General features: G+C 71.6%; 23 protein-coding genes. 10 read left to right on the forward strand and 13 right to left on the reverse strand.

Annotated features, from left to right (window positions below; genetic code table 11):
• Positions 1-43: 43 nt before the first annotated feature.
• Both U874_RS0103255 and ppk2 read right to left on the reverse strand, forming a co-directional pair.
• Positions 44-721, reverse strand: coding sequence for a chlorite dismutase family protein (locus U874_RS0103255; RefSeq protein WP_025133117.1), 678 nt, complete (start codon positions 719-721; stop codon positions 44-46).
• Positions 722-791: 70 nt separating this feature from the next.
• A complete protein-coding gene (gene ppk2, locus U874_RS0103260; protein ID WP_025133118.1) occupies positions 792-1760 on the reverse strand; it encodes a polyphosphate kinase 2 in 969 nt (322 codons plus the stop codon).
• Positions 1761-1895: 135 nt separating this feature from the next.
• Here ppk2 and U874_RS15635 point away from each other — a divergent pair, with 135 nt between their 5' ends.
• Positions 1896-3410 (forward strand): helix-turn-helix transcriptional regulator, encoded by a 1515-nt coding sequence (locus U874_RS15635; RefSeq protein ID WP_025133119.1) that lies wholly within the window; start codon positions 1896-1898, stop codon positions 3408-3410.
• Between the two features lie 302 nt (positions 3411-3712).
• Here the strand turns inward: U874_RS15635 and U874_RS0103270 are convergent, their stop codons facing one another.
• From U874_RS0103270 to U874_RS0103315, 10 genes are all read right to left on the reverse strand, one after another.
• Positions 3713-4027, reverse strand: coding sequence for a metal-sensitive transcriptional regulator (locus tag U874_RS0103270; RefSeq protein WP_025133120.1), 315 nt, complete (start codon positions 4025-4027; stop codon positions 3713-3715).
• 119 nt (positions 4028-4146) lie between these two features.
• On the reverse strand, positions 4147-5070 hold the full coding sequence (gene rarD / locus U874_RS0103275) for an EamA family transporter RarD (protein WP_025133121.1): 924 nt from the start codon (positions 5068-5070) through the stop codon (positions 4147-4149).
• Between the two features lie 6 nt (positions 5071-5076).
• Positions 5077-5529: a GNAT family N-acetyltransferase gene (locus U874_RS0103280; protein ID WP_025133122.1), complete on the reverse strand. Its 453-nt coding sequence runs from the start codon at positions 5527-5529 to the stop codon at positions 5077-5079.
• 69 nt (positions 5530-5598) lie between these two features.
• The gene (locus tag U874_RS0103285) at positions 5599-6507 is read right to left on the reverse strand and encodes an ROK family protein (protein ID WP_025133123.1); all 909 of its coding nucleotides are present in this window, start codon (positions 6505-6507) and stop codon (positions 5599-5601) included.
• Positions 6504-8030, reverse strand: coding sequence for a glycoside hydrolase family 3 protein (locus tag U874_RS0103290; protein ID WP_025133124.1), 1527 nt, complete (start codon positions 8028-8030; stop codon positions 6504-6506). Before U874_RS0103290 ends, U874_RS0103285 begins: the two co-directional genes overlap by 4 nt.
• Positions 8027-8929, reverse strand: coding sequence for a carbohydrate ABC transporter permease (locus U874_RS0103295; RefSeq protein WP_025133125.1), 903 nt, complete (start codon positions 8927-8929; stop codon positions 8027-8029). Before U874_RS0103295 ends, U874_RS0103290 begins: the two co-directional genes overlap by 4 nt.
• Positions 8926-9846 carry a carbohydrate ABC transporter permease gene (locus U874_RS0103300; protein WP_025133126.1) on the reverse strand — a complete coding sequence of 307 codons (921 nt, stop codon included), beginning with the start codon at positions 9844-9846 and terminating at the stop codon, positions 8926-8928. The genes U874_RS0103295 and U874_RS0103300 overlap by 4 nt, the downstream gene beginning before the upstream one ends.
• Positions 9847-9908: 62 nt before the next feature.
• Positions 9909-11255 carry an extracellular solute-binding protein gene (locus U874_RS0103305; RefSeq protein WP_025133127.1) on the reverse strand — a complete coding sequence of 449 codons (1347 nt, stop codon included), beginning with the start codon at positions 11253-11255 and terminating at the stop codon, positions 9909-9911.
• Between the two features lie 80 nt (positions 11256-11335).
• On the reverse strand, positions 11336-12508 hold the full coding sequence (locus U874_RS0103310; protein WP_025133128.1) for an ROK family transcriptional regulator: 1173 nt from the start codon (positions 12506-12508) through the stop codon (positions 11336-11338).
• A gap of 92 nt (positions 12509-12600) precedes the next feature.
• Positions 12601-13692: an ABC transporter ATP-binding protein gene (locus U874_RS0103315; RefSeq protein WP_025133129.1), complete on the reverse strand. Its 1092-nt coding sequence runs from the start codon at positions 13690-13692 to the stop codon at positions 12601-12603.
• Between the two features lie 200 nt (positions 13693-13892).
• Here U874_RS0103315 and U874_RS15885 point away from each other — a divergent pair, with 200 nt between their 5' ends.
• From U874_RS15885 to U874_RS0103335, 4 genes are all read left to right on the forward strand, one after another.
• Complete coding sequence (locus tag U874_RS15885) at positions 13893-16466, forward strand: LuxR family transcriptional regulator (RefSeq protein ID WP_025133130.1); 2574 nt, start codon at positions 13893-13895, stop codon at positions 16464-16466.
• A 130-nt stretch (positions 16467-16596) separates the two neighbouring features.
• On the forward strand, positions 16597-17388 hold the full coding sequence (gene nagB, locus U874_RS0103325; RefSeq protein ID WP_025133131.1) for a glucosamine-6-phosphate deaminase: 792 nt from the start codon (positions 16597-16599) through the stop codon (positions 17386-17388).
• Positions 17389-17394: 6 nt separating this feature from the next.
• The gene (locus U874_RS0103330) at positions 17395-18627 is read left to right on the forward strand and encodes an N-acetylglucosamine-6-phosphate deacetylase (RefSeq protein WP_025133132.1); all 1233 of its coding nucleotides are present in this window, start codon (positions 17395-17397) and stop codon (positions 18625-18627) included.
• A gap of 127 nt (positions 18628-18754) precedes the next feature.
• Positions 18755-19969, forward strand: coding sequence for an NADP-dependent isocitrate dehydrogenase (locus U874_RS0103335; RefSeq protein WP_025133133.1), 1215 nt, complete (start codon positions 18755-18757; stop codon positions 19967-19969).
• 324 nt (positions 19970-20293) lie between these two features.
• On the opposite strand, the gene U874_RS0103340 is transcribed toward U874_RS0103335, so the two are convergent.
• Positions 20294-21292 carry a LacI family DNA-binding transcriptional regulator gene (locus tag U874_RS0103340; RefSeq protein WP_232755856.1) on the reverse strand — a complete coding sequence of 333 codons (999 nt, stop codon included), beginning with the start codon at positions 21290-21292 and terminating at the stop codon, positions 20294-20296.
• A gap of 200 nt (positions 21293-21492) precedes the next feature.
• Here U874_RS0103340 and U874_RS0103345 point away from each other — a divergent pair, with 200 nt between their 5' ends.
• Genes U874_RS0103345 through U874_RS0103365 form a run of 5 tightly spaced genes read left to right on the forward strand, consistent with a single transcriptional unit; the run spans position 21493 to position 26801 of the window.
• The gene (locus tag U874_RS0103345) at positions 21493-23172 is read left to right on the forward strand and encodes an ABC transporter substrate-binding protein (protein WP_232755857.1); all 1680 of its coding nucleotides are present in this window, start codon (positions 21493-21495) and stop codon (positions 23170-23172) included.
• Between the two features lie 29 nt (positions 23173-23201).
• Positions 23202-24152 carry an ABC transporter permease gene (locus U874_RS0103350; protein ID WP_025133136.1) on the forward strand — a complete coding sequence of 317 codons (951 nt, stop codon included), beginning with the start codon at positions 23202-23204 and terminating at the stop codon, positions 24150-24152.
• Complete coding sequence (locus U874_RS0103355; RefSeq protein WP_025133137.1) at positions 24149-25084, forward strand: ABC transporter permease; 936 nt, start codon at positions 24149-24151, stop codon at positions 25082-25084. Before U874_RS0103350 ends, U874_RS0103355 begins: the two co-directional genes overlap by 4 nt.
• The gene (locus tag U874_RS0103360) at positions 25084-25932 is read left to right on the forward strand and encodes an ABC transporter ATP-binding protein (RefSeq protein ID WP_025133138.1); all 849 of its coding nucleotides are present in this window, start codon (positions 25084-25086) and stop codon (positions 25930-25932) included. The genes U874_RS0103355 and U874_RS0103360 overlap by 1 nt, the downstream gene beginning before the upstream one ends.
• A complete protein-coding gene (locus U874_RS0103365; protein ID WP_025133139.1) occupies positions 25929-26801 on the forward strand; it encodes an ABC transporter ATP-binding protein in 873 nt (290 codons plus the stop codon). Before U874_RS0103360 ends, U874_RS0103365 begins: the two co-directional genes overlap by 4 nt.
• Positions 26802-26813: the final 12 nt, after the last annotated feature.

Below are 26813 nucleotides of genomic sequence, written 5' to 3' on the forward strand. Positions count from 1 at the left end.
AGTGTCCGCCCGCCGCCCGTTTCGCTTCGTCGACCGGTGCGCGCTACTGGAGCACCTCGACGATCTCGGCGGGCTCGATGCTCCGCCCGGTGTAGCGCGGGTGCACGGCGGCGATGGCCGCGGTCGCGGAGCCGAGCTGGCGCACGATGCGAATGAGCTCGAGCGGATCATCGGACTCGGCGGTCACGAGCCAGTCCGCCTCCGACAGCCCGGCCGCCTCGAACACGCGCAGGGTCGCGTCGGGCGAGCTCAGCGCCGTCAGCCGGGCCTCGTCGGGGATCTCCGCGGTGGCGCAGGCGAGCCAGTCGGCCGGGGCGCCCGGCTCGGCAGCGCGCGCGGCGACGGCGCTCGGGCCGATCTCGGCGCCGATCGCGCTCCAGGCCCGGATCAGTGGGCGGAGCAGTGCGCAGCGCCGCAGCTGACGGAGCCCCCACTGCAGGTCCTCGATTTCGGTGCCCTGGAGCCGCACCATGAGGTCCGCATCGGAGCGGAGGCCGCTCACGTCGTACCAGCCCTGCACGCGCACGTCCTCGTCGGCGAGCGACGCCGTGACGTCCTCGAGCTCCTGGACGATCGCGGGGACGTCGCGCCCGTCGAGCACGACGGGGTGCGACGAGCTCAGCCGGAACACGGCGAGCAGCGTGTAGCTGACTTCCTCGGGGCCCGCGGAGTGGGCCGGGGGTGCGGACGGGGGGCGCGGGGTCTCGGCTGCGTCGCTCATAGACTCATCGTCGCGCCCCCGGTGCGCGAGCGCAAGGGGCAGCGCACGCGGGAGCGCGACGGAGCGCCGCTCAGGACGCGATGACGGGGAAGCCGTTGCTCGGCGTCTCGCCATCGTCGTAGACCGTCGCGGGCGAGCCGATCACGAGCGGGTCGGGGGTGCCGACGACCTCGAGATCCTTGCCCGGGTAATCGAAGCGCGCGAGCACCCAGCGGATCGCCTCGAGGCGGGCGCGCTTCTTGTCGTTCGACTTCACGACAGTCCACGGCGTCTGCGGGGTGTCGGTGTAGAAGAACATCGCCTGCTTGGCGGCCGTGTACTCGTCCCACTTGTCGAGGCTCGCGAGGTCCGTGGGCGACAGCTTCCACTGCTTCACGGGGTCCTGCGAGCGCGACATGAAGCGCTCGTGCTGCTCCGCTTTGCCCACGGAGAACCAGAACTTCACGAGGTGGATCCCGGAGTTCACGAGCATCCGCTCGAACTCGGGGGCCGCGCGCGTGAAGTCGAGGTACTCCTGCGGCGAGCAGTAGCCCATGACCCGCTCGACCCCGGCGCGGTTGTACCAGGAGCGGTCGAAGAGCACGATCTCGCCCGCGGCGGGGAGGTGCTGCACGTAGCGCTGGAAGTACCACTGCGTGCGCTCGCGCTCTGTCGGGATCTCCAGGGCGACGACGCGCGCGCCGCGGGGGTTCAGATGCTCGGTGAAGCGCTTGATCGCGCCGCCCTTGCCCGCGGCGTCACGGCCCTCGAAGAGGATCACGATCCGCTCGCCGCTCTCCTTGACCCAGGCCTGGAGTTTCAGCAGCTCGATCTGCAGGATCCGCTTCTGCTCCTCGTAGTCCTTGCGCGAGATCTTGCTCGCGTAGGGGTAGCCCTGCCGCCAGGGGGCGTCCGGGCTGTTGTTCGCGGGGCGGCCCTTCCCGAGGAGCTCGCCGATCTCATCGATCTCGGGAGTGATGTCGACCTGGCCGGGGGAGGCGAGCTCGAAGCCCTCCTCGGCGGCATCGGTGTGGGCGGGGGGACGGGGTGCTGCTCCCATGTGGGATCCTTCCGATCGCGTACCGTGTGGCCTCGGGTACTCCCAGTCTACGCGCTGGCCCCCTTCGCGGCTGTGTCCTCAGGGCGAGGTCGCTAGGCTGGAACCCGGGGGAACATATCAAGTGTTGGGGCGGACGTGGAGACAAATTCAGGGTATCGACAGCTCGCTGACGCGGTCAGGGAGTTCGAAGCGGCGTGCGCGCAGGACACGATCGATGAGGCGCTGTGCTACTTCGATCTGTACGCGCTCGAAGTCTGGTTCGGGAGCACGCCGAGCCGGCTGCGCGGGCTGCTCGGCGATCTGATCCGGCGCGGAGCACCGCGCTCGAGCGTGGTGGGCGGGGTGTACGCGTTCCTCCTGGGCGACCCCGTCGAGACGCCGCTCACGGCGGCCAGGCAGAACCAGGAGGTACTCCCCGAGGCGGAGCCCTTCGCCCGGATGTTCGAGCACCGGCTGCGCGGGCAGACGCGCGAGGCCGTGCGCGCCGGTGAGGAGATCGTCGCCAAGCGGCTCGAGCCGAACGCGGTGTTCGACCGGCGCGGCGGCTGGGATCTGTTCCTCTCCGTGCAGCTCGGCACGACGGCCATGCTCGCGGGCGACGTCGCCCAGGCGCTCGGCCACTTCACCGAGGCCTGGATGCACCCACCGGCGCCCGTGCTCCGCTGCCTCCTCCGCGAGGCCTACGCGAAGGCCGCGCTCATCGAGGCCTGCGACGGCGACCCCGTGATCGCCCGGCGCTGCGCCGAGCGTGCCGCCGAGATCTCCCGCACGACGAGCTGGCTCGAGCCGGGGATCGACGCGATCCTGGGGCTCGCCTCCGCGCTGCTCGAGGCGGAGCCGGATGCGGCCCGCGCGCGGCTCGACGCGATCCCGCTCGGTCAGGTCGGCGAGATGTGGCCCTTCGGGGCGATCGCGACCAACCGAATCCTCGTGGCGCAGGGCGAGGAGGCCGAGGCGCAGCGGCGGCTCGAGATGTTCGACGGGATGTCGCTGCCCCGCACCGCGGGCGTCGGCTACCCCGGCAGCATGGTCGCGCTGCTCCGGGCGGGGAACATGCTCGCGCGCGACAACGCGCACGAGGCGGAGCGGCTCATCTCGACCGCGGATCCCGAGCTGCCCCGGACGCAGCTCGGAGAGGCGCTCGTGAGCCTCAAGGTGGGCCAGCCGCGCCGCGCGCTCCAGCAGCTCCTGCGCATGCCCGAGATGGAGGCGGGGCTGCGCCGCGTCGCCGTGCTGCGGCACGCGCTGCTCGCCGCGACGCACCTCCGCCTCGAGCAGCGCACGGAGTGCGAGGCCGTGCTCGTGCGCGCGATGCGGCTGCCCGGCCGCTTTACCGCTGAGGACGCCGAGCAGTTCGTGCCCGACGTGCGCCGGATCGCGGAGGGTGCGATCCCGGAGTGGCCCGAGACGGACCCCGCGGCGCTGTCCTCCTTCGCCCGGGCGACGGCCGGCGCCGGCCGCCACCTCACGGAGCGCGAGCTCGAGGTGCTCGCGCTGCTCGCCGGGGGGAGCAGCCGGGAGGAGATCGCGGCGGCGCAGTTCATCTCGATGAACACCCTGAAGACGCAGCTGCGCTCGGTCTATCGGAAACTCGGGGTCTCGCAGCGCAGCGCGGCGGTGCTCGAAGCCGAGCGGCGCGGCCTGATCTGAGCTCGTCCGCCACGGGTGAACGGCGGGTGAAACGGAGGGTGATTTGGCCCGCTCGGCAGGGGGCTTCCCCCCTCGCGCTCGGTAGTGTGAGAGTGGCTCGTCAGGCGACCCGGAGACGGGACGCGGACCGGCGCCACCTCACCGCGGGATGCAGCCCGCGCGGGTGGGCGCTCTCGGGGGAGAGCGCGTTACAAGCACACGGGGGTCGCCTCGTGCGCGTGCAGCAGTGCCGCGCACGAGGCGTTCACGCCCGTGAGGCGCCGCGGTGGGGACCGCGGCGCCTCACGTGTGGCGTGCTCCGCTCAGCGGACGAGGCGCGCGATCGCGGCCGACGCCTCTTCGAGCTTCTCAGCGGCGACCTCGCCGCCATCCGCCGCAGCCGATGCAACGCAGTGCCGCAGGTGGTCGTCGAGCAGCGCGAGCGCCACGCGCTCGAGCGCCTTGGTCGCAGCGGACACCTGCGTCAGGATGTCGATGCAGTACGCGTCCTCCTCCACCATGCGGTGGACGCCGCGGACCTGACCCTCCGCGCGGCGCAGCCGCTTCAGCAGGTCGTCCTTGTGGCCAATGTACCCGTGGGTCTCGTGCTCGCACGCTTCGGCCGTCACATCACTCATGCGAGAACCCTACACGCGAAGCGCGGCGCCGTGGGGCGGGATCGCGCAGGGCGTAGCGGGGGGCGCGAGCGGGCCGGCGAGCGGCCCTGAGAGCGGCCGCCGTCGCAGGTCTCCCGGTCTCAGGAACGGGTGGCCGGGCCGGGCCGCCGGCGCTCGCGCAGCAGGGTGACGACCCCGCCGATCAGGATCACGCCCACCGCCGTCCAGATCGTGCCGTAGGTGAGCCACTCCCCGGCTCCGATGCGCTCGCCGTTGAGCAGCGACGCGACGACGAGCAGCGCCGGCTCGAGGTAGCTGAGCAGCCCGAAGAGGCTGAGCGTGAGGAGCCGTGAGGCGGTGAGGTAGAGCATGAGCGCGACGCCCGTCCACAGGGCGAAGAGCGGTGCCGCCCACCAGAGGGCCGGGTTGGCCGCGGTGGCCTCGCCGATCACGATCTCGCGGATGACGAACGTGCCCGCGATGACCGCGACGGCGATGAACTCCCAGAACATGCCGCCGAGGTGCGCGGTGCCGAGCGCGCGGCGCAGCACGAAGTAGACGGGGTAGCCGAGCGCGACGAGCAGCGTCTCCCACGACACCCCGCCCACCCGGATGAGTTCGAAGGCCACTCCGATCGCGGCGATCCCCGCGGCGAGCCACTGCCACCAGACGAGCCGGTCGCCGTAGAGGAACTTGCCGACTACGACGAGTACGAGCGGCAGGAGGAAGTAGCCGAGGGCGACCTGGAGGCCGCGGCCGTGCATGGGCGCCCAGCTGAACACCCAGAGCTGCGCCGAGACGAGGAGGCCGCAGGCCAGGATCCCGAGTCCGAGCACGGGGCGCATCCGCACGCGCGCGAGGACGTCGGCGGCGAGGTGCCACTGACGCACAGTGATGAGCGCGAGCGCGATCATCGGGATCGTGAGCAGGATCCGGATCCCCCACACGGCCTCCGCGGACGCGGGGGCGAGCATGGGCGTGACGAAGTAGACCCCGGCGAACGCCACGGACGAGGCGACCGAGGCGAGGACCCCGCGCGAGCTCTGGGTGAGGGAGTGAGCCACTCCCGGCTACAGAGTGATGGCGCCGATGACTTCGCCGTACGGGGTCTCCCCGACCGGGACGAAGCCGATGTGCAGGAAGAACTCCTCCGGGCCGTCCTCGCCGCGCTCCCAGAGCACGGTGAGGCGATCGACGCCGCGGCGGCGCGCCTCGTCGATCAGCGCGCCGACGGCGAAGGTGCCGACGCCCGCGCCCTGCGCGTCAGCGTCGACGTTGATGCGCCAGAGCGCCGCACGGAACTCCTCCTGCGCGGCGTCGGGATCGAAGTTGCCGTGGATGAAGCCGACGACCTCGTCGCCGTCCAGGATGACGCGCTGCCAGGCGGTGTGCGCCGGGGTGACCGCGGCGGCTGCCGCGTAGGAGACGGGCGTGATGAACTGCTCCTGGCCGGGCTTCAGACCGAGCGTGTTCACAGCGACGATGGTCGCGGCCGAGAGTTCTTCGAGTCTGAGATCGGTCATACCCTTAGGCTAGCGGCTGCTTCGGGTGGCGCAAGCCCCGAACGAGGGATCCGGAAGAGAACCGTGACCTCAATCGGCGCCCGCGAGGGCCGCGCCGACCGCCGCGGCGGGCGAATCCGCCGCGAGCACCTGGACCCGGCCGCTCAGCTCCAGCTCGGAGAGGAACGGGGAATCGGCGGCCCACGTGTCGAGCGTGGCGCGGATCCCGTCGATCAGGCGCGGGCCGAGCAGGCGCAGCCCGCCGCCGATCACCACGGTGTGCGGGTCCATCGCGAGCACGAGCAGGCGCACGCAGCTTGCCGCCCCGCGGACGAGGTGGCCGAACGCTGCTGCGGCGTCCGGATCGCCCGCGTCGACGGCGCTGAGGAGCACGCGCCCCGGGTGATCGCCGCCCGCCGGCCAGAACGTTCTGAGCGCGGAGCCGCTCGCCACGGTCTCCAGGCAGCCGCGCTGCCCGCAGGGGCACGGCCGCCCGAGCGGGTCGACGGGGAGGTGCCCGATCTCTCCCGTGACGCCGTGCGCGCCGCGCAGGGGCGACCCGTCGACCACGAGCCCGGCCGACAGCCCGGTGCCGAGGTTCAGGTAGGCGAGCGTGCCGCGCAGCTCCATGAGGTGTGCGGCTCCGATCGCGGCGGCCGTCACGTCGTTGTCGAGCGAGATGTCGAGCCCCGTCCGCTCCGCGAGGCGCGCGGCGAGCGGGAGGTGATCGATGCCGATGTTGTAGGCGTGCTTCACGACTCCGGCCGCCCGGTCGATCTGCCCGGGGATCCCGATCCCCACGGCGGCGAACTCGTGCGTCGCCCGGCCGGTCTCCCGAGCGAGCGCCGCGATCGCGGAGCTCGCGGTGTCGAGCACGCCCGCCGCGCCGCCCGTTGTGTGCAGCCGCGTCGTTGCCACGACCCGGCCCGCCTCGTCGAGCGCCACGGCCTCGGTCTTCGAACCGCCGATGTCCATGCCGATGCGGAGCGCGCCGCTCATACGTCCGTCCCCTCGGTGATGCGCAGGAGCGCTGCCCCGGCGAGCGCCGAGGAGCCGAAGCCCGCGAGTTCCGCGAGCCCGCCCGGAGCCCCCGGGGCGTCCGGCCAGCCGAGATCGACCGTGAGCACGGGAGTCCCCGCGGCGCGGAGCTCCGAGATGCCCGCGGCTGCGGCGGAGCGGTGCAGGTCGCGGCCGATCACGAGCACGCCCGAGCCGTCCTCGGGGTGCCCGTCTGAGAGGCCGCCGCGCGCCGCGTCGGACGCGCTCACGGTCCGGATCCCGCGCGCCGCGAACCTCGCCGCCGCCGCGGGTGCGAGCTCCGCCGCCGCGGGGGCGAAGGGCCCCCACGGTGCCGCGCCGATCGCCTGATTGGCCTCGGCGTCGATGCGGATCACCCGTGCGCGCGGGTGCTCCGCGAGCCAGGCCATTGCGTGCGCGCGCCCGGCGAAGCTCGCTGCGACGCGTGCGATCTCGGCGTCGTCGGGGAGCGGCGCGATCGCTGTGCCGGGTCCCGCCGCGCCCGCCTGCGCGGGGCCGACGCCGGCCGCGAGCTCGTGGACCCGCGCGGCGGCTTCGTGGACGCGCGCGGCGTCGAGCCGCCCCGCGGCGATCGCCGCGAGCACCTGGTCCTCGATCTCGCGCACCTCTTCCTCGCCGCTCGCGGTGCCGAGGCAGAGCAGGTCGCAGCCCGCCGCGAGTGCGCGCACGGCGGCCTCCGGGATCCCGATCTCGCCGCTCGCGCCGGCCATGTCGAGCGCGTCCGAGACGATCGCGCCCGTGAAGCCGAGCTCGTCGCGGAGCAGGCCCTGGAGGATCCGGGGGCTGAGCGTCGCCGGGGCCTCCGGATCGATTCGGGGGAGCAGGATGTGCGAGGTCATGATGGCGCGCGCGCCGGCGGCGATCGCGGCGCGGAACGGCGGCAGCTCGCGGGCACGCAGCACGTCGAGGTCCACGTCGACGGTGGGGAGCATGAGGTGCGAGTCCTGCGCCGTGTCGCCGTGGCCCGGGAAGTGCTTCGGGCACGCGATCGCGCCGCCGGCCTGGAGCCCGCGCACCCAGGCCGCCGTGTGCCGCGCCGCGAGTTCCGGCTCCGCGCCGAAGCTGCGCGTGCCGATCACGGGGTTCTCGGGGGTGCTGTTCACGTCCGCGTCGGGCGCGAGCGCGAGGGGGAAGCCCGCGGCGAGGATGTCGGCGGCGACTCGGCGGCCGATCTCCTCCGTGTACGCGGTGTCGTCGATCCGGCCGAGGATCGCAGCGCCGGGGTAGGGCGCGCCGGTGCGGTAGTGCAGCCGGGTGACCTCGCCCCCCTCCTCGTCGATGCCGACGATGGCGCCGGGTGCTGCGGCGCGCAGCTGCGCGCCGAGCGCGGTGAGCTGCTCCCGATCAGAAACGTTCTGGCCGTAGATGCAGACGGCGCGCAGCCCGTCGGCCAGGAGCCCGAGGATCCACTCGGGCGCCTCGGTCCCCGCGAAGCCGGGCATGAGCGTCGCGCGCACCGCGCGCCGGAGCTCGTCCGCGCTCATCCCTTCACCGCCCCGCTCACGAGCCCGCTCGTCATGCGCCCCTGTACGAACAGGAAGAAGATGATCACGGGGACCGCGACGAGCGTCGACGCGGCCATGACCTCGCCCCAGTCGATCGCGCGCGAGGAGGACTGCTGGATGAAGCCGCGCAGCCAGAGCGGCAGCGTCTGCATGCTCGAGTCCTGCAGGATGACGAGCGCGACCGTGAATTCGTTCCAGGCCTGGAGGAAGGCGTAGACGCCGCTCGCGACGAGTCCGGGGGCGAGGAGCGGGAAGGTGATCCGCAGGAACGCCTGCGTGCGGCTCAGCCCATCGACCATGGCAGCTTCCTCGAGCTCCGCGGGGATGCCCGCGACGAAGCCGCGCAGCATCCAGATGGTGAACGGCACGACGGCGGCGATATAGATGATGCTCACGCCGATCACGGAGTTCAGCAGGTTGAGCGAGCCCATCAGCTTGTACTGCGCGATGAACATGCCCTCGGCCGGGAGCATCTGAATGAAGAGGACCGCGAGGACGAAGCTGCGGCGGCCACGGAACCGGAAGCGGCTGATTGCGAGCGCGGCGAGGAACGCGAAGACGAGGCAGCACACGACGGCGATGCCGGCGACCGCGAGGCTGATCCCGAGCGCGCGGAGGAAGCTGCCGTCGGCGAAGACGGCCGCGAAGTTCTTGAGCGATCCCCCGATGGGGAGGAGCGTCGGCCGGGTCTGCTCGAGCACCACGTTCGGGAGCAGCGCCGAGTTGAGCATCCAGTACACGGGGAAGGCCCACACGGCGGCGAGGATCACGGCGAGCGCGCCGAGGATGGTGCGGGTGCGGCGGCGCGGCCGCTCGTGCCCGCGCTGGCGCACGACCGCGAGCGGTGCGGTCATGGATCGGGTGTCTGCGCGGCTCATGGCTGTGCATCCTCCTTGACGAGGTTCCGGACGTAGGCCCAGCTGAGGGCGACGGTGAGGAGCAGGACGAAGATCGACATCGCGCTCGCCATGGCGAAGTCGCTCGAGCCGACGCCGAGCTGGTAGATGTACGTGCCGAGCACGTCGGTCTGGCTGGCGATCGAGCCGCGATCCTGCAGGAGCTTGATCTGCGTGAACACGCGCAGGTCCCAGATGATCTGGAGGAGCATGACGATCCCGAGCACGGGCTTGATCACCGGGATGATGATGTAGCGGAGGCGCTGCCAGGGGGTCGCGCCGTCCATCTGCGCGGCCTCGAGCACCTCACCGGGCACCTGCGTGAGCGCCGCGTACACCGAGAACGCGACGAACGGCACGCTCATCCAGACGACGATGATGAGCGCGACGGCGAAGAAGGAGAGCGGCTCCTGGAGCCAGTTGTGGCCCTGCATGGGGAGGCCGAAGCCCGTGAGGATCCAGTTCACGAGCCCGCGCCGCCAGTCGAAGATCCAGTTCCAGATGGTCATGGCGGCGACGACGGGGGTGGCCCAGGCGAGGAGCAGGGCGATCTGCAGCGTGATCCGCGTCCAGGTGGGGATCGCCTGCATGAGCAGCGCGAGGGCGACGCCGACGACCATCGTCGAGCCGGCGGCGAGGAGGCAGAACGCGATCGAGCGCGCCACGACGAGCCAGGTCGTCGGGCTCGTGAACAGCTCGGCGTAGTTCGCGAACCACACCCACTCGGGCGGCTGCCCGAACTGCTGCGCGAGGCCGAAGTGCTGCATCGACGTGATGACCTGCCACACGATCGGGTACCCGAGCGCGAGCAGCACGATGAGGGTCGCCGGCAGGAGGAGCGCGTACGGGGTGAGCCGGACGCGGCGCCGCGGGCGTGCGGTCGGGGCGCTCTGAGTCATCGTGACCTCTCGGTGGGTGGGTGGTGCGGGCCCGGCCGAACGGCCGGGCCCGCGGTGACCTGCTACTTCTGGTTGAGGAGCGCGTCGAGCTCGGCGTTCGTGTCGAGCGCGAGCTGCTGCAGATCATCGGCATCCCGGATCTGCGCGAAGAAGCCCTCCATGACGTTCTTCGCCTCGACGGCCGCCCAACCGGGCGCGGCCGGCGTCAGCTTCGAGTTCGATGCCGACTCGATGAGCGCCTGCGCGAACTGGTCGTCGCCGAGCGAGGACGCGTACTGCTGGTTCGCCGGGCCGAGGCCGTTCTTGCCGAGCATCGTCTGGTACTCCTCGGAGTAGATGATGCGCAGCAGCTCCTTGGCGAGCTCCGGCTCCTTCGACTTCGCGGAGATGCCGAGGTTCGAGCCGCCCGCGAACACGGGGGCGGGCTCGCCGTCCGTGCCGGGGAGCACGAAGGTGCCGAAGACGGCGTCGTTCCACTCGCGCGCGGGCTCGCCGTCCTCACCGGTCACGAGATCGCCGATCGACCAGTGCGCCCAGCCCGGCGCCATGATCGTCGCGGCCGCGAGTGAGAGGTCGTCGGTGACGTTGCCGTCCTCGTCCTTCACCTGATCCGAGTCGTTCAGGTACTGGTACTGGTTCGCGTCCTTCGCGTCGTTCGGCGCGTTCGAGGCGGTGCGGTAGATCTGCTGCAGCTGCTCGAGGCCGCGGAGCGCCTCCGGCGAGTCGAGCGTCGCGACCCACTTGCCGTCGCGCTGCTCCGCGATCTCGCCGCCGTTGGCAAAGATCCACGAGATGCCGTCGCGCCAGTCCTGGCCGCCCAGGTAGAAGCCGGAGAACTTCTCGATCCCCTTCGGGTTCTTCTCCGCGATCGTCGTCACGGCCGAGTTGAACTCGGCGAGCGTCGTCGGGAGCGCGACGCCGGCGGCGTCCCACACGTCCTTGCGATAGAACATGTAGCGCGAGCCGAAGTAGTAGGGGAGCGTGTAGTTCTTCCCGTCGACCTCGCCCACCTCGACGAAGGAGGGGAGCAGGTCGTCGCCGCCGAGCTCCTCCTTCATATCGCTGATGTCGAGGAACGCGCCGACGTTCGTGAAGGTCGGCGACTGCGTGTTGCCGATCTCGGTGACGTCCGGGGTGTTGCTCGCGTCGGGCAGCGCGGTCGTGAGCTTCGTGACGAGGTCGCCCCAGCCCTGCTCCTCGATCTTCAGGGTCGCACCGGTCTGCTCGGCGAACTCGGTCTTCAGGTAGTCGCGCAGCTCGTCGGGGGTGTCCCCGCCCGCGAGCCAGAGCGTGATCGACTTGCCCTCACCCTCCGTTGCCCCGCCGCCCTGCGCCCCCTGGCTGCAGCCGGTGAACAGCAGCGCCGAGGCCACGGCCGCAGCGGTGAGACCTGTGAGCTTTCTCTTCATGGTGTTCTTCCTTTCGGTGGGCCGCACGCGGGGTGCCGCGTGTAGCGTTCATGGCGCCCGAGGGCGCGGTCCTGTCCGGGTCAGCTGATCCCGAGCTGGGCTTTCACGACGGTCGCCGTCGCACCGCGCAGCACGAGATCCGGTCCCTGCGTGCTCGTGCGCAGCACGAGGTCGCTGTGGGAGTCGGGCATCGTGCGGCGGCGGAGAATCTCGTGGGTCGCGTCGGCGAGCGTGCCGCCGATGAGTTCGAGCGGGCCCGCGAGGACGATCTCGGCGAGGTTCAGCATGCCGACGACGGGGGCGAGCACGATGCCGAGGCGCTGGCCCGCCTCGCGGAGCACACGCTCGCGCTCGGACGCGGAGACCTCGGGACCGGTCGCCGCCGTGAGCGACGGCACCGACAACCAGTGCTCGAGCACCTGGTCGCGGGCGTAGGGCGCGTCGAGGCCGAGGTCGGTGCCGACCATGACCTGGCCGATCTCGCCGGAGGCGAAGCCGCTGCCGGTCACGGGGTGGCCGTCGACGATGAGGCCCGAGCCGACGCCGTGGCCGACGGTGACGAGGATGAAGTTGTCGCTCGAATCGCCGAAGCTGTACTCGGCGAGCGCGGCGACGTTCGCGTCATTCGCGACGACGGTGGGGAGGCCCGTGCGCTCGGCGAGGAGCTCGCGGAGCGGCAGGTTCTCCCAGCCGAGGTTGGGGGCCGTGCGCACGACGCCCTGGTCGTCGACGACGCCCGGCGTGCCGACGCCGACGCCGAGGAGCGGCAGTTCGGCCGCGGCAACGAGCTCGGCGGCGAGCCCGAGCGCGAGCTCCTGGGCGGCCGCGCCCGTCGCCTCTGCGCGGTCGGCCTCGGCGCGCGCGAGCACGGTGCCAGCGATCGTCACGACCGCGCCGCGCATGGTGCGGTGGTCGCTCAGATCGAGCGCGACGACCGCGAACGCGTCGCGGGCGATGTCGACGAGGGTGGCGGGCTTGCCGGGGCGCAGCGACTCGCGGAGCCCGAGCTCGCGGAGCGTGCCCTCCGCGATCAGATCGGCGACGAGGCCGGACACGGTCACCTTCGTGAGCCCTGTCGCGCGGGCAAGATCAGCCCGGCTCTGCGCGCCCGTGTCGTGGAGCGTCTGCAGGATGAGCGTGCGGTTGTGGCGCTTCGCGTCGCCCAGGGTCGCCTTGACTCGAGGGCGGAGCGTGCGGGCGGGGAGCCCGGGCGTGCTGCTCGGGTTCGTGGTGCGCGGCGTTGCGGCGGTCATGGAGTTAGTAAAACTAACGAACTAAAGATTCGCAAGTCCTTCCGGTGACGAATGGGTGGCCCGTAACCGAACTGTGACCGCCGCCGCCCCGCTCAGCCCAGGCGCTCGCCCGTCGCCGCGTCGAAGAAGTGCAGATGCTCGGGCGCCGGGACGAGCGACACGAGCTCGCCCGCGGCCGGGTGCGCGCGACCGTTCACGCGCGCCACCACCTCGGTGCGCGGCGCATCGGCCGCCGCCCCGTGCACGTGGCCGTAGAGGTAGCCATCGGCCCCGAGCTCCTCGACGAGGTCGATCATCACGGGGAGGCCCGCCGCGCCCGCGGGAGCGAGCGCCAGGTCCTCCGGTCGGATGCCGAGCGTCACGCCGGTGCCGGAGGCCGCGGCCCGCACCGCGGGCGGAGCCGCGAGCTCGGCGGCGCCCACGCGCACGAGATCGCCCGCGAGCTCCGCGGGGAGCAGATTCATCGCGGGGGAGCCGATGAAGCCCGCCACGAACACGTTCGCCGGGGTCTCGTAGAGCTCCCGCGGCGTGCCGAGCTGCTGCAGCCGGCCCTCCTTCAGCACCGCGATCCGGTCGCCCATCGTGAGCGCCTCGGTCTGATCGTGGGTCACATAGACGGTCGTCACCCCGAGCCGCCGCTGGAGCGCCGCGATCTGGGTGCGCGTCTGCACGCGGAGCTTCGCGTCGAGGTTCGACAGCGGCTCGTCCATCAGGAACGCCTGCGGCTGCCGCACGATCGCGCGGCCCATCGCGACGCGCTGCCGCTGCCCGCCCGAGAGCGCCTTCGGCTTCCGATCGAGGAGCGCCTCCAGATCGAGCATCCGTGCCGCCTCGAGCACGCGCGCCGCGCGCTCCTCCGCGGGCACGCCGGCGATCTTCAGCGCGAAGCCCATGTTGTCCGCCACCGTCATGTGCGGGTAGAGCGCGTAGTTCTGGAACACCATTGCGATGTCCCGATCCTTCGGTGGGACGTGCGTGACATCGCGGCCGCCGATCAGGATCCGGCCCGAGTCGACCTCCTCGAGGCCGGCGAGCATGCGCAGGGTGGTCGACTTCCCGCAGCCGGACGGGCCGACGAGCACGAGGAACTCGCCATCGGCGACCTCCAGAGAGAGCCCGTCGACCGAGGGGGAGCTGGCGCCCGGGTACACCCGCGAGACGCCGTCGAAACTGAGAGCTGACATGTGATTTCCTCCACCGGCAGGCACGTGCCGGACGATCCGTTGTAGAAGAGGGCGCCCGTCCGGGCACCCGCGCCCGTCGTTGGGCGGGCTCAGGCTAGCACGCGCGCCCGACGCGATTCTGGCGCGCGGCACCCTGGCCGGATACGCTCGGTGGCGAGGTCCCGGCCATCGCCGGAGCAGAACTTCGGGCAGGAGGGCGCATGCGCGCACGCGAAATTCGGGAAATCCAGGCACTGCTCATCGAGGGCTCCTCGGTGCGCATGGTCGGGCCGCGCGAGTCCGGCCGGACCCACCTCCTGGGCGACATCGCGGCGGGCATGGAATCGCGCGGATTCACGGCGTTCCGGGTGACCGGGCGGCGCTCGTTCCGCGAGCAGTCCTACGTCGCGCTGCGCGAAGCCGGGCTCGTGGGGCTCCGCGGCGCCCAGAGCGAGAGCGACATCGCAGCCGAGCTCGACGCCGCCCTGAACGCCGCGACCCGGCCGCTTCTCCTCCTCGACGACGCCGAGCACCTCGACCTGTCCTCCGCGTACCTCCTCGAGCAGGCGCGGAGCGAGCGCGAGATCCCCGCCGTCGTCACGGCGCCCCCGTTCGCGATGCTCGATGCCCACGGCCGCGCGGCCACGAGCAAGATCCGCACCGACGCCCGCCTCGAGCTCACCCCGCTTGGCTACGCCCAGATCAGCCTGCTCGCGCAGAGCGTGCTCGGCGCCCCGGCGCAGCCCGAGGTGCTCGCCCAGGTGCTCGTGATGTCCTCCGGACTCACCGGCATCGCCGTCGCGATCCTCCGGAGCGCCGCACGGGAGGGCCGGATCGTCCGCGAGGACAGCGGCTGGGCGCTCGCCGCGGACACGCTCTGGAACGTGCACCTGCGCACCACCGTCGAGCGCCTCATCTTCGGCCTCGAGCGCGCCGAGTTCCGGGTGCTGCACGCACTCGCGATCGCCGAGAGCATCCCCGTCGAGCGCTTCCACGCGGTCGCGGGAGACATGCTCATCGGGCTCACGCAGCACGGCCTGCTCACGACCTTCGCGGACACCGACGGGGTGTCCTATGTCGCGCCGCGCCCGTCCCTGATCAGCGATTACTTCCAGAATCAGCCGATCGACCCGCTGTACTACGAGGCCACCTCCGTGCTCCGCGAACTCGAGGACGTCGCGGCGCAGGAGCGCGCCAACGCGGGGGCCGCCGAGCAGCTCGCCCGCGCCGAGACCTTCGATCGCACCCACAACCTCGGCACCGGGATCGCGCGCTTCCACCGCTCCGAGCGGGACGCCGAGCTCGCCCGCGCCGCGCGCGAGTGGCGCGCCAAGCCCTCGGTGACGAACGCCGTCATCTACCTCGACCACCTCGTCGCGACCGACGGGTACATCGCGAGCGCCGGCGCCGTCTTCGAGCGCACCCCGGGCGGCGGCTCCGACCCCTGGGCCATCCGGCTCGGCTTCCACCTCGCGTTCTGGGACACGCAGCGCAAGCGCGAGGGCGCCCGCGAACGCCTGCGCGCCTTCGTCGCGGGCGAACCGGATCCCGCCGCGCGCGCGGCCTACGCCGCCTTCGAGGCGTACCTGATCTTCTCCCGCTTCGGCATGCACCCCGACGTCGAGGAGTGGTGGCGCGGATCGGCGGAGCTCCGCGACACGTTCTCGCTCGCGATCCGGCACTTCATCGGCGTCGTCGCGGGCTGGATCCACGGTGAGCTCGACCTCTCCGAGCTCGACCCCGAGCTCGAGCTGTCGCTCGCGATCGCGCAGGTCGGCAACACGATCACGCACTCGCGCGTCCTCGCCCCGGACAGCTACGAGCGCGAGCTGCGCGCCGAGTTCGGCGCCGCGCGCGCCACGCAGGACTACCGCCGCATCACCGTCGCCGCGTACTTCCTCGCGCAGCAGCAGGCCGCCACCTTCCGCGACCGCCTCGCCACCGAGACCGTGAGCACCACTTTCGCGATCGGCAGCCCGAGCCTCGCCTACGCGGACTTCTTCCTCGCGCAGCTGCGCTGGGCGGCGTACCTCCACTACCTCCACGGCGAGCCCGACCTCGCGCGCTCCGTGCTCGCCGAGACGCACCGCTACCCGGGCATCTACGGTCCGCTGCCCGCCATGAACCCGGAGTTCGGGCGGGCCGTGCTGCTCCTCGTCGACGGCGAATCCGACGCCGCGGTCGAGCTGCTCCTCCGCATCGCTCGCGAGAGCCGGGACGCGCAGCTCCCCGACGCCGCCTGGGGGTACGCGGCCATCGCCTTCGTCGAACGTCCGACGCTCGCGGTGTTTGCGCAGCTCGAGGACGTCGCGGCCACGTCGAGCCACGGCTCGCCCCACATCATGGAGATCGTGCGGAGCGCGATCGAGGAGGATCCCGCCCTCCCGCGCTTCGCCCAGCAGCTCTCGATCGACGCCGAGATCGCGATCACGATCACGCTCCTCACCGCCGTGCAGCGCGACCGCAGGCAGCGGAGCGATGCGGCCGACGACGCCTTCGGAACCGCGCTCAACGAGACGCTCCGCGAGCTGCGCACGCTGCTCGCGGCCGACGTCGCGGTCGCCGCCGCGGCCGTCGCGGGGGAGGGGCCTGCGGCCTGCGCCGAGCCCGGGCTCACGAAGCGCGAGCGCGAGGTCTCGCTCCTCGCCGCGACCATGCAGAACCGCGAGATCGCCGAGCGGCTGTCGCTCAGCGTGCGCACCGTGGAGAACCACCTCGCGCGCGCCATGCGGAAGCTCGGCGTCGGCTCGCGGAGCGAGATCGGGGCGCGCCTCGCCGCGCGCCCGCCCGCCTAGGCGGGCCCCTCGGGCGCGCCCGCGCGGCGCGCGCCCCCTATTCTGGTTCTGAACCGCGCCGAGCGACATCCGCCGCTGTGACGCCCAACGCGACGCTTCCGCGTCGCAGCACCGAACGCCTGGAGGAACTGTGGACGTCATCATCGTGGAGGATGCGGCAGCGGTCGCGGAGCGCGCAGCCGCGCAGATCGCCGCCCGGATCGCTGCGAAGCCGAACGCCGTGCTCGGGGTCGCGACGGGCTCCTCGCCCGTCGGCACCTACGAGGCGCTCGCCGCCCGCGTGCGCGACGGCCGGCTCGACTGCTCCGCGGTCAGCGCCTTCGCGCTCGACGAGTACGCCGGACTGCCGCTCACGCACCCCGAGGCCTACCACGAGGTGATCCGCCGCACCGTGACCGAGCCGCTCGGCCTCGACCCCGCCCGGGTGAACGTGCCCGACGGCAGCGCGAGCGACCTGGCCGCGGCGGGCGAGGACTACGAGCGCCGCATCGCCGCCGCGGGCGGCGTCGACCTGCAGCTCCTCGGGATCGGCGCGAACGGCCACATCGGGTTCAACGAGCCCTGCTCCTCGTTCGCCTCGCGCACCCGCATGAAGACGCTCGCCCCGCAGACCCGCGAGGACAACGCACGCTTCTTCGCCAGCCTCGACGACGTGCCGCTCCACTGCATCACGCAGGGGCTCGGCACCATCCTCGACGCCCGTGAACTCCTCCTCGTCGCGCAGGGCGAGGGCAAGGCCGAGGCCGTGGCCGCCATGATCGAGGGCCCCGTCGCGAGCATCTGCCCCGCGAGCGCCCTCCAGTTGCACGCCCGCGCCACCGTGATCATCGACCGAGCCGCCGCGAGCCGCCTGCGTCTCGTCGACTACTACGAGCACGTGCAGCGGCACCAGCCGGCGAACCGCATTCCCGCCGAGGTCTGATCCCTCGTGGACGGGGTCATCGCTGCGGGGCGCGTCGTCACCGGCACGGCGACGCACGAGCCCGGCTGGGTCGAGCACGCGGCCGGCCGCGTCGTCGCAGTCGGCGCCGGGGCTCCACCCCGCGAACCGGTGCATGACCTCGGCCCCGAGACCACGCTCGTTCCCGGCTTCGTCGACATCCACGTGCACGGCGGCGGCGGGGCCGACTACCCGAGCGGCGAGCCCGCGGCCGCGCGCGCGGCGCGGGCGGCCCACCGCGCCCACGGCACCACGCGCAGCATGGCGAGCCTCGTCGCGGCCGCGCCCGAGGCGCTCCGCGCCCAGCTCGCGGCGCTCGCCCCGCTCGTCGCCGACGGGACGCTCGGCGGCGTCCACCTCGAAGGGCCCTGGATCAGCCCCGCGCGGGCGGGCGCGCACGATCCCGCGCAGCTGCGCCACCCCGATCCGGCCGAGATCGATGCCCTCCTCGCCGTCGCCCCCGGCGCCGTCCGCATGGTCACCCTCGCCCCGGAGCTGTCCGGCGCGCTCGACGCGATCGCGCGCTTCCGCGCCGCGGGCGTCGTCGTCGCGATCGGGCACACCGACGCCGACGCCGCGACCGTGCGCGCCGCGATCGAGGCGGGCGCCACCGTCGCGACCCACCTCTTCAACGCGATGCCCCCGCTCCACCACCGCGCCCCCGGTCCCGTGCTCGCGCTCCTCGAGGATCCGCGCGTCACAGTCGAGCTGATCGCCGACGGCACGCACCTCGATCCCGCGCTGGCCCGCTGGGTCGCGGCGCAGGCGGGGCCGGATCGCGTCGCCCTCGTCACCGACGCGATGGGCGCCGCGGGCTGCGGCGACGGCAGTTACCGGCTCGGCGCGCTCGACGTCGTCGTGGGCGACGGCGTCGCCCGGCTCGCAGGGAGCGACACAATCGCCGGAAGCACCGTCACGATGGACGCGCTCTTCCGCGCCGCCGCGGGGTGGGGTGCCCCGGCCGCTGGCGCGGGCGCTGCCTCCCCGGCTGCTCTTTCTTCCGCTGCGCTCTCGGCCGCTGCCCTCCAGGCTGCCGTGCGCATGACCGCGACGACGCCGGCGCGCACCGTCGGCTGGGACGACGTCGGCGATCTCGCGCCCGGCCGCTGGGCAGATTGCGTCGCGCTCGATCCCGATCTGCGGGTGATCCGGGTGTTCTCCCGCGGGGAGGCGCTCCCGAAAAATATCTCGACGCCGAGATACCCAGCAGAACTCGGGTAGAGTGGAGGGTGGTCCTACCGGACCCGACCCGGGCACGCGGCACTCGCCGCGCCCGCATGAATTCAGCGCGTGGCGCACACTGAGCCGCGCGCCTCCGAGCTCACACAATACGACACTGGGAGAAGCGTTGGCGAAGATCAAGGTTGCAGGCACCGTCGTCGAACTCGACGGCGACGAGATGACCCGCATCATCTGGCAGTTCATCAAGGATCGGCTGATCCACCCGTACCTCGATGTGACGCTCGAGTACTACGATCTCGGGATCCAGCACCGCGACGAGACCGACGATCAGGTGACGATCGACGCGGCGAACGCGATCAAGAAGCACGGCGTCGGCGTCAAGTGCGCCACGATCACGCCCGATGAGGCGCGCGTCGAGGAGTTCGGCCTCAAGAAGATGTGGCGCAGCCCGAACGGCACGATCCGCAACATCCTCGGCGGCGTCGTCTTCCGCGAGCCCATCATCATCTCCAACATCCCGCGCCTCGTGCCCGGCTGGAACAAGCCGATCATCATCGGCCGCCACGCACACGGCGACCAGTACAAGGCCACCGACTTCAAGGCCGGCCCCGGCAAGGTCACCATGACCTTCGAGCCCGCTGACGGCTCGGAGCCCCAGCAGTTCGAGGTCGTCACGCTCCCCGAGGGCGGCGGCGTCATCCAGGGCCAGTACAACTTCAACGACTCGATCCGCGACTTCGCGCGCGCCTCGTTCAAGTACGGCCTGTCGCGCAAGTACCCCGTCTACCTCTCGACGAAGAACACGATCCTGAAGGCCTACGACGGCCAGTTCAAGGACATCTTCCAGGAGGTCTTCGACGCTGAGTTCAAGGCGCAGTTCGACGAGCTCGGCCTCACCTACGAGCACCGCCTCATCGACGACATGGTCGCCTCGGCCATGAAGTGGGAGGGCGGCTACGTCTGGGCCTGCAAGAACTACGACGGCGATGTGCAGTCGGACACCGTCGCGCAGGGCTTCGGCTCGCTCGGCCTCATGACCTCCGTGCTGATGACGCCGGACGGGCAGACCGTCGAGGCCGAGGCCGCGCACGGCACCGTGACGCGCCACTACCGCCAGCACCAGCAGGGCAAGCCGACCTCGACGAACCCGATCGCCTCGATCTTCGCCTGGACGCGCGGCCTCGCGCACCGCGGCAAGCTCGACGGCAACCAGGAGCTCATCGAGTTCTCGGAGACCCTCGAGGACGTCGTCATCAAGACGGTCGAGTCGGGCAAGATGACGAAGGACCTCGCGCTCCTCGTCGGCCCTGAGCAGGCATTCCTCACGACCGAGGAGTTCCTCTCGGCCATCGACGAGAACCTGCAGGCACGCCTGGCCTAGGCTCGGCCCGCGGATCGCAGCCCGCCCCGCCGCCCCTCGTGGGCGGCGGGGCGGGCTGCGTTGTGCGTGGGGAGTGTGGTGCGGGTCCGGCGCTCCCCACGCGGAATCGGCGGGTGCATCCGACAGTCGCTGGCCTCGGATCCGACAGACACTGGCCTCGGATCCGACAGTCGCTGGCCTCGGATCCGACAGGAGAAATCTGAAATCTCGGACCAGAACCCCGAATAGGCTCCGAGATTCCAGATTTCTCCTGTGGAAACGGAGGGGAGCGGTGGCATACGGGGTGGGAACTGAGCGAGCAGCGCCCCCGCGAACCGCGAACCGCTAGTCGCGGGCGCGGCGCGTCGAGTCGCGCACGTCGAGCGTCGCGTGCGGCACCTCGAGGGGGCCGCGCGGGGTGCGCCCCTCGGCCAGCTCGACCGCGACCTCGACCGCGCGCGCCGCGATGCCCTCGGGGTGCAGATCGAGGGTGGTGACGCTCGGCGTCGACATGCGGTTCTGGATCGCGCCCGATCCCGCGGCGATCAGGAGGTCGTCGGGTACGCGGATGCCGCGCGCCGCGACCGCCGCGTTCAAGCCCGCGGCGTGCCGGCCGGTGAGGCAGAAGATCGCGTCGGGGTGGGTGCCGCCCGCGCCGAAGAAGCGCTCGGCCGCTGCCGCGCCCACGCGCTCGCCCTCGACCTCGGGGAACGCCGCGAGGTCGACCCGCTGCCCGTGGCGGGCGCACCATTCGCGGTAGGCGTCCTCGGACTCGCGGTTCCAGGCGTTCTCGTCGGTTCCCGTGAGCAGGGCGACGCGCGAGGCGCCAGCGGCGCGGAGGTGGTCGAGCACGAGGATCGCCTCCTCCCAGTCGCGGGTGGCGAGCTCGACGAACTGGCCCGGTCGTGCGGGATCGGAGCCGACCGAGACGACCGGGATGTGCCGCTCCGAGAGCAGCGTGAGCACGGGATCGTTCGCGAAGGGCTCGGTCACGATGTAGGCGTCCGCGGCGGTCGCGCTCAGCGGGGCATCGGGCCGGGTGGGATCGTCGACGAGCATCATGCTGTAGCCGTGCTCCATCGCAGCGAGCGAGGCGGCGCCCGCCATGCGGAGGAAGTAGTCCACGCCCTCGGGGAGGAACGTGTCGAGGCTGTGGAGGGGGCGGATGACGAGGGCGAGCAGCCCGAGCCGTGAATTCTGGAGGCCCTGGGCGATCGGGCTGGGGCGGTAGCCGATCTCGTCGGCGACGCGCTCGATGCGCTCGATCGTCTCGCGCCGCACCACGCCCTTGCCGTTCAGGGCGTGCGACACGGTCGTCGGAGACACCCCGGCCGCTTTGGCCACGTCTTTGATCGTCGGTCTGCCCCTGCGCTGCACCTCGCCAGGATAGCCGGAGCCGGGTGTGCGGCGGGGGTGTTGGCGGGGGTGGCGGGGGTGATCCGTTACCGAAACGTGAGAACCAAACCGTTTTGCACAAATCGTTTTGGGTGTTAGCATCCTGCGTGGGTCTTTCGTCCGGCGTCGCGTCGGGCCAAGGAGATTCAATGACGAAACTTCGAATGGAGAACAACGTGAAACTCGCACCGATGCGGGCATCGATCGCCCTCTTCGCCATCGCGGGCCTTGCGCTCACCGGCTGCGCCTCGGGTGCCCGCGGCGGAGACGCCGGCGGCTCGAAGGCCGAGGACGCCCTGCTGCAGACCACCCCCGTCCCCGCTGCCGACGCCGAGAAGGTCAGCTGGAACTCCACCTACGGCGAGCTCGCGAGCCTCGACCCGGTGAAGGCCTTCAACTACCCCGAGAACACGATCGTCGCAAACCTCTGCGAGCCGCTGTTCCAGATGCAGCCCGACTTCTCCGTGCAGCCGAACCTCGCGACCGAGGCGGACACCGAGGACGGCAAGACCTGGACGCTCGGGATCCGCGACGACGTGACCTTCTGGGACGGCTCCGCCATGACCCCGCAGGACGTCGTCTTCTCGATCAACCGCCACATCGATCCCGCAGAGGGCAGCTACTGGGGCGGCGGCGTGGTCGCGAACATCGCCTCGGTGCAGGCCACGGGCGACGCCGAGGTGACGATCGAGCTGAAGACGCCCGATTACACCCTCCCCTCCTCGCTCAGCACTATCATCGGCGTCGTCGTGCAGGAGGCCCAGCGCACGGCCGCCGGCGAGAACTACGGCAACCCCGAGACCGGCGTGATGTGCACCGGCCCGCTGCAGTTCACCCCGGGCAACTGGAAGCAGGGGCAGTCGATCACACTCGACCGCTACGACGGCTACTGGAACAGCGACAAGCAGGCGCACGCGAAGCAGGTGGAGATCGGCTTCGTCGTCGATCCGACCGCGATCGCGAACGGCCTCGCCACCGGTGAGATCCAGGGCTCCTACGACGTTCCGCTTCCCGCGCTCGGCCAGCTGAAGAGCAGCACGAGCGGCACGCTCTTCGCGGGCCAGGGCATGCAGGACATGGCCATCATCTCCACGGGCGAGGGCCTCTTCGGCGACCCCGTCGTGCGCCGCGCGCTCACCCGCGCGACCGACCGTCAGGCGATCGCCGACACGGTCTACGAGGGCACGGGCACCGTGGCCCGCTCGGTCGTGCCGCAGTCGGCATGGGACGCGATCTCCGGCGTCGCCGAGCTCCGCGACGAGCAGCTCCCCGACCTGAGCCACGACATCGAGGCCGCGAAGGCCGAGCTCGAGGGCACCGATCTTGACCTCTCGAAGCCGATCAAGATCGCCTACCCGTCGGAGCGCAGCTTCTACGCCGACATCCTGAACGAGATGGCGAACGGCGCGAAGGAGCTCGGGATCACCCTCGAGCCGACCGGCGTGCCGAGCGCGCAGTTCGGCGCGTTCTTCTCCGACCCCGAGGCGCGCAAGGGCTTCGACGGCTTCGTCACCACGAACTACCTGAGCGCTCCGGATCCGCTGCTGCACCTGATCAGCGTCGCGAAGACGGGCAGCGACCAGAACTACGCGCAGTTCTCCGACCCGAAGGTCGACGCCGCGCTCGATGCCGCGATCGCCGAGCCCGACGAGCAGAAGCGCGCTGAGCTGACGGTCGAGGCCGAGGCGCTCATCATGGCCGCGCAGCCGTGGGTGCCGATCAACGACCTGGCCGTGCGCATGTACATGGACGACAGCATCACGGGCGCCCCCGCCTCGTTCGTCTACCTGTACTACCCCTGGGCCGCCGATCTCGGCGCAACGGCCTAGCGCGTGACCGCAGCAGGAAGGGATCGTTCATGATCTACCTCGGAAAACGGCTCGCCGCCCTCGTCGGCGTGCTCATCGTGTCCAGCTTCATCGTGTTCGCCGGCATGTACCTCGCACCGGGCAGCCCCGAGCAGTTCCTCGTCCAGGGACGCACGGTCACCCCGGAGGTGCTCGCCGCGATCCGCGAGCAGTACGGTCTGGACGACCCCTTCCTGCTGCGCTACTGGCACTGGCTGCTCGACGTGCTGCAGGGCGACCTCGGTCGCTCGCTGCTCACGCAGCAGGACGTGACGACGCTCGTCGCCTCGCGTCTGCCCACCACCCTCTCGCTGGCGCTCTACGCCGCGATCCTCATCGTCGTCCTCGGCGTCGGGCTCGGCGTGCTCGCCGCGACCAAGTCGGGCGTCTTCGAGAAGCTCGTCGTCTTCGGCTCCAACCTCGGCTTCGCCGTGCCGACCTTCTTCGCGGCGCTCGTGCTCATGTTCCTCTTCGGCTCGAGCCTCGGCTGGTTCCCGGTCTCCGGATCCGGCGAGGGCTTCGTCGACCGGCTCTGGCACCTCACGCTCCCCGCGATCGCGCTCGCCTTCCCCGGCATCGCCGTCGTGGCCCGCATCACGCGCACCGCCGTGCGCGAGGAGCAGGGATCCGAGCACGTCGTCATGGCGATCGCCCGCGGCGTGCCGAAGCAGCTCGTGCTCTGGCGGCACACGATCCGCAACTCGATGCTCCCCGTGTCGACCGTGATCGGCACCCAGATCGCCGGCCTCCTCGCGAGCGCCTTCGTGATCGAGTACGCGTTCACGCTCGACGGCATCGGCTCGCTTCTCGTGAACTCGGTGCAGAAGAAGGACTTCGCGGTCGTCCAGGCGATCGCCCTCATCATGGTGCTGGCCTTCGGCCTCATCAACCTCATCGTCGATCTGCTCTACGCAGTGATCGACCCCCGTGTCCGGCTGAGCCAGGGAGTGGCAGCGCGATGACCGAGCAGAACTTCACCCGCGACCCCGGCACCAACACCCGCGCGCAGGACACGGTCGCCGTCCAGCTGCTGCGCAAGCACCGCGGCGACGTGCCGACCACGGGCTGGCAGCTGCTTCGGCGCCGGCTCGGCCCGGTCGGCCTCGTGAGCCTCGCGATCATTGTGCTCGTGGTGCTCATGGCGCTGCTCGCCCCGGTGATCGCCCCCTACGACCCCTTCGAGGGCAGCGTGACGGCGCGGCACGAGGCGTGGAGCCTCGCGCACCTCATGGGCACCGACCAGTCGGGGCGCGACATCCTCTCCCGCATCATCTGGGGCGCGCGCACGAGCCTCATCGGGCCCACGATCGTGATCGTCATCACGGCGTTCCTCGCCACGACGCTCGCGCTCACGGCCGTCTGGTTCGGCGGCAAGGTCGACGCGATCATCAGCCGCGTGCTCGACGTGCTCTTCGCGTTCCCGAACATGCTCCTCGCGATCCTCGCGGTGGCCATCTTCGGCCCCTCGCTGCTCACAGCCTCGATCGCGCTCGCCATCGGCTTCACCCCCTACTCGGCGCGCGTGATCCGCTCGGTCGCGCTCCGCGAGCGGAACCTGCCCTACGTCGCCTCGGCCCAGCTCCAGGGCATCTCGGGCTTCCTCATCACGGTGCGCCACATCCTGCCGAACGTGCGCACGCAGATCCTCACCGGCATGACGATCAACTTCGGCTACGCGATGATCGAGCTCGCCGCGCTCTCCTTCCTCGGACTCGGCGTGCAGCCGCCAACCCCCGACTGGGGCCTCATGGTCTCGAACGGGCAGGCGTCGCTGCAGCAGGGCTTCTGGGAGCAGAGCATCTTCGCTGGCCTCATGATCGTGATCACCGTCGCCGCGTTCGGCTACGTCGGCGAACAGCTCGGCGGCCGCCGCGCCGCAGGAAGGACCCGCTGATGCTCACCATCGCAGGACTCGTCCTCACCGTCACCGACCCGGACACGGGCCGGGAGACGGAGATCCTCCACGGCAACTCGTTCACGCTCGGCCAGGGCGAGGCGCTCGGCCTCGTCGGCGAGTCGGGCTCCGGCAAGTCGATGACGCTGAAGTGCATCCTCGGCATCGAGCCGGGCGGCGCCCGGGTCGACGGCCGGATCGAGCTCGACGGCACCGACCTCCTCGCCACCTCGGGGGAGGAGCTGCGCCGGATCCGCGCTGAGGATCTCGCGCTCATCGCGCAGAACCCGCACGGCGCGCTCAACCCCGTGCTGCCCGTCGGCCGCTTCCTCGTCGAGGGCATGGCCGATGCGCGGTCGATGAGCCGGGCCGACGCCGAGGCGAAGGCCGCGGAGCTGCTCCGCTCGGTCGGGATCGCGGACACGGAGCGCGTGCTGCGCTCCTACCCGCACCAGCTCTCGGGCGGCATGCTGCAGCGCGTGGTCATCGCGGGCGCGATCTCGGGTTCGCCGAAGCTGCTGCTCGCCGACGAGCCGACCACCGCGCTCGACGTCACGACGCAGGCGGAGGTCGTCGCGATCCTCGACGAGATGCGCCGCGAGCACGGCCTGTCGATGATCTTCGTGACCCACGATCTCGACCTCGCCGCCGCGGTCTGCGACCGGCTCGCGGTGATGAAGGACGGGGAGATCCTCGAGATCGGCACGCCCGATGAGATCCGGGACCACCCGAAGACCGAGTACACGCGCAACCTCATGGCGGCCCGGCCCATGCTCTACCCCGCGGGCCACCCGGCCGCGCGAGCGGGCGCCCCCACCCACCCCCGCACCGAGGAGGCCGGCGCATGAACTCCACCCCCATCATCGAGGCCACCGGTCTGCGGCGCACCTTCCACCTGAGCCGCAAGGCGAGCGTCACCGCGCTCGACGACGTCACCTGCGAGCTGCGCGCGGGGACCTGCCTCGCCGTGGTCGGCGAATCCGGATCCGGGAAGTCGACGCTGGCCCGCGTGATCGTGGGGCTCGAATCGGCCGACGCCGGCACCGTGCGGATCGGCGGCACCGAGGTGCAGCCGACCACCGCGCGTCGCGAGCTGCGTAAGCGCGCCAAGCTCGTGCAGATGGTGTTCCAGGACCCGCAGGGCTCCCTCAACCGATCGCTCCCCGTGAGCGCGACGATCGACGAGATGCTTCGCGCCCACCGCCCCGATCTCGACCGGGCCGGCCGCCGGGCGCGCGTGCTCGAGCTCTTCGCCGAGGTGGGGCTCACCGAGCGCCACGCGGACGCGAAGCCGGCCGCCCTCTCGGGCGGGCAGAAGCAGCGCGTCGCGATCGCGCGTGCGCTCGCCGCCGAGCCCGAGATCATCGTGCTCGACGAGGCGGTCTCCGCGCTCGACGTCTCGGTCCAGGCACAGGTCCTCGCGCTGCTGAAGCGCCTCCGCGAGGAGCACGGCCTCTCCTACCTCTTCATCACTCACGACCTCTCCGTGGTGCGCGACATCGCGGACGACGTGGTCGTGATGCGGCAGGGGCGGATCATCGAGCGGGGCACGGTCGACGAGGTGCTCGACTCCCCGCGCGATCCCTACACCCAGCTGCTCATCGCCTCGGCCCCGCGCCCGGGCTGGAAGCCCCAGCGCGGGCTGCGCGACGCGCTGCTCGGTGCGAGCGAGCCGTCGGGCGGCGCCGCGGGAGCGGGGGCGGCCCCCGCCCCCTGATCGCCCGCACTT

It is taken from the genome of Leucobacter sp. PH1c (assembly GCF_000633415.1).
Taxonomy (GTDB): Bacteria; Actinomycetota; Actinomycetes; order Actinomycetales; family Microbacteriaceae; genus Leucobacter.

What these genes read in the sequence shown, in the direction of transcription:
- U874_RS0103365 (WP_025133139.1), top strand. Translation starts at nt 25,929, where the DNA reads ATGAACTCCACCCCCATCATCGAGGCCACCGGTCTGCGGCGCACCTTC.
- U874_RS0103310 (WP_025133128.1), bottom strand. Translation starts at nt 12,508, where the DNA reads ATGACCGCCGCAACGCCGCGCACCACGAACCCGAGCAGCACGCCCGGG.
- U874_RS0103350 (WP_025133136.1), top strand. Translation starts at nt 23,202, where the DNA reads ATGATCTACCTCGGAAAACGGCTCGCCGCCCTCGTCGGCGTGCTCATC.
- U874_RS0103270 (WP_025133120.1), bottom strand. Translation starts at nt 4,027, where the DNA reads ATGAGTGATGTGACGGCCGAAGCGTGCGAGCACGAGACCCACGGGTAC.
- U874_RS0103255 (WP_025133117.1), bottom strand. Translation starts at nt 721, where the DNA reads ATGAGCGACGCAGCCGAGACCCCGCGCCCCCCGTCCGCACCCCCGGCC.
- U874_RS0103355 (WP_025133137.1), top strand. Translation starts at nt 24,149, where the DNA reads ATGACCGAGCAGAACTTCACCCGCGACCCCGGCACCAACACCCGCGCG.
- U874_RS0103290 (WP_025133124.1), bottom strand. Translation starts at nt 8,030, where the DNA reads ATGAGCGCGGACGAGCTCCGGCGCGCGGTGCGCGCGACGCTCATGCCC.
- U874_RS0103305 (WP_025133127.1), bottom strand. Translation starts at nt 11,255, where the DNA reads ATGAAGAGAAAGCTCACAGGTCTCACCGCTGCGGCCGTGGCCTCGGCG.
- U874_RS0103345 (WP_232755857.1), top strand. Translation starts at nt 21,493, where the DNA reads ATGACGAAACTTCGAATGGAGAACAACGTGAAACTCGCACCGATGCGG.
- ppk2 (WP_025133118.1), bottom strand. Translation starts at nt 1,760, where the DNA reads ATGGGAGCAGCACCCCGTCCCCCCGCCCACACCGATGCCGCCGAGGAG.
- U874_RS0103300 (WP_025133126.1), bottom strand. Translation starts at nt 9,846, where the DNA reads ATGACTCAGAGCGCCCCGACCGCACGCCCGCGGCGCCGCGTCCGGCTC.
- U874_RS0103285 (WP_025133123.1), bottom strand. Translation starts at nt 6,507, where the DNA reads ATGAGCGGCGCGCTCCGCATCGGCATGGACATCGGCGGTTCGAAGACC.
- U874_RS0103280 (WP_025133122.1), bottom strand. Translation starts at nt 5,529, where the DNA reads ATGACCGATCTCAGACTCGAAGAACTCTCGGCCGCGACCATCGTCGCT.
- U874_RS0103360 (WP_025133138.1), top strand. Translation starts at nt 25,084, where the DNA reads ATGCTCACCATCGCAGGACTCGTCCTCACCGTCACCGACCCGGACACG.
- U874_RS0103315 (WP_025133129.1), bottom strand. Translation starts at nt 13,692, where the DNA reads ATGTCAGCTCTCAGTTTCGACGGCGTCTCGCGGGTGTACCCGGGCGCC.
- U874_RS0103295 (WP_025133125.1), bottom strand. Translation starts at nt 8,929, where the DNA reads ATGAGCCGCGCAGACACCCGATCCATGACCGCACCGCTCGCGGTCGTG.
- U874_RS15885 (WP_025133130.1), top strand. Translation starts at nt 13,893, where the DNA reads ATGCGCGCACGCGAAATTCGGGAAATCCAGGCACTGCTCATCGAGGGC.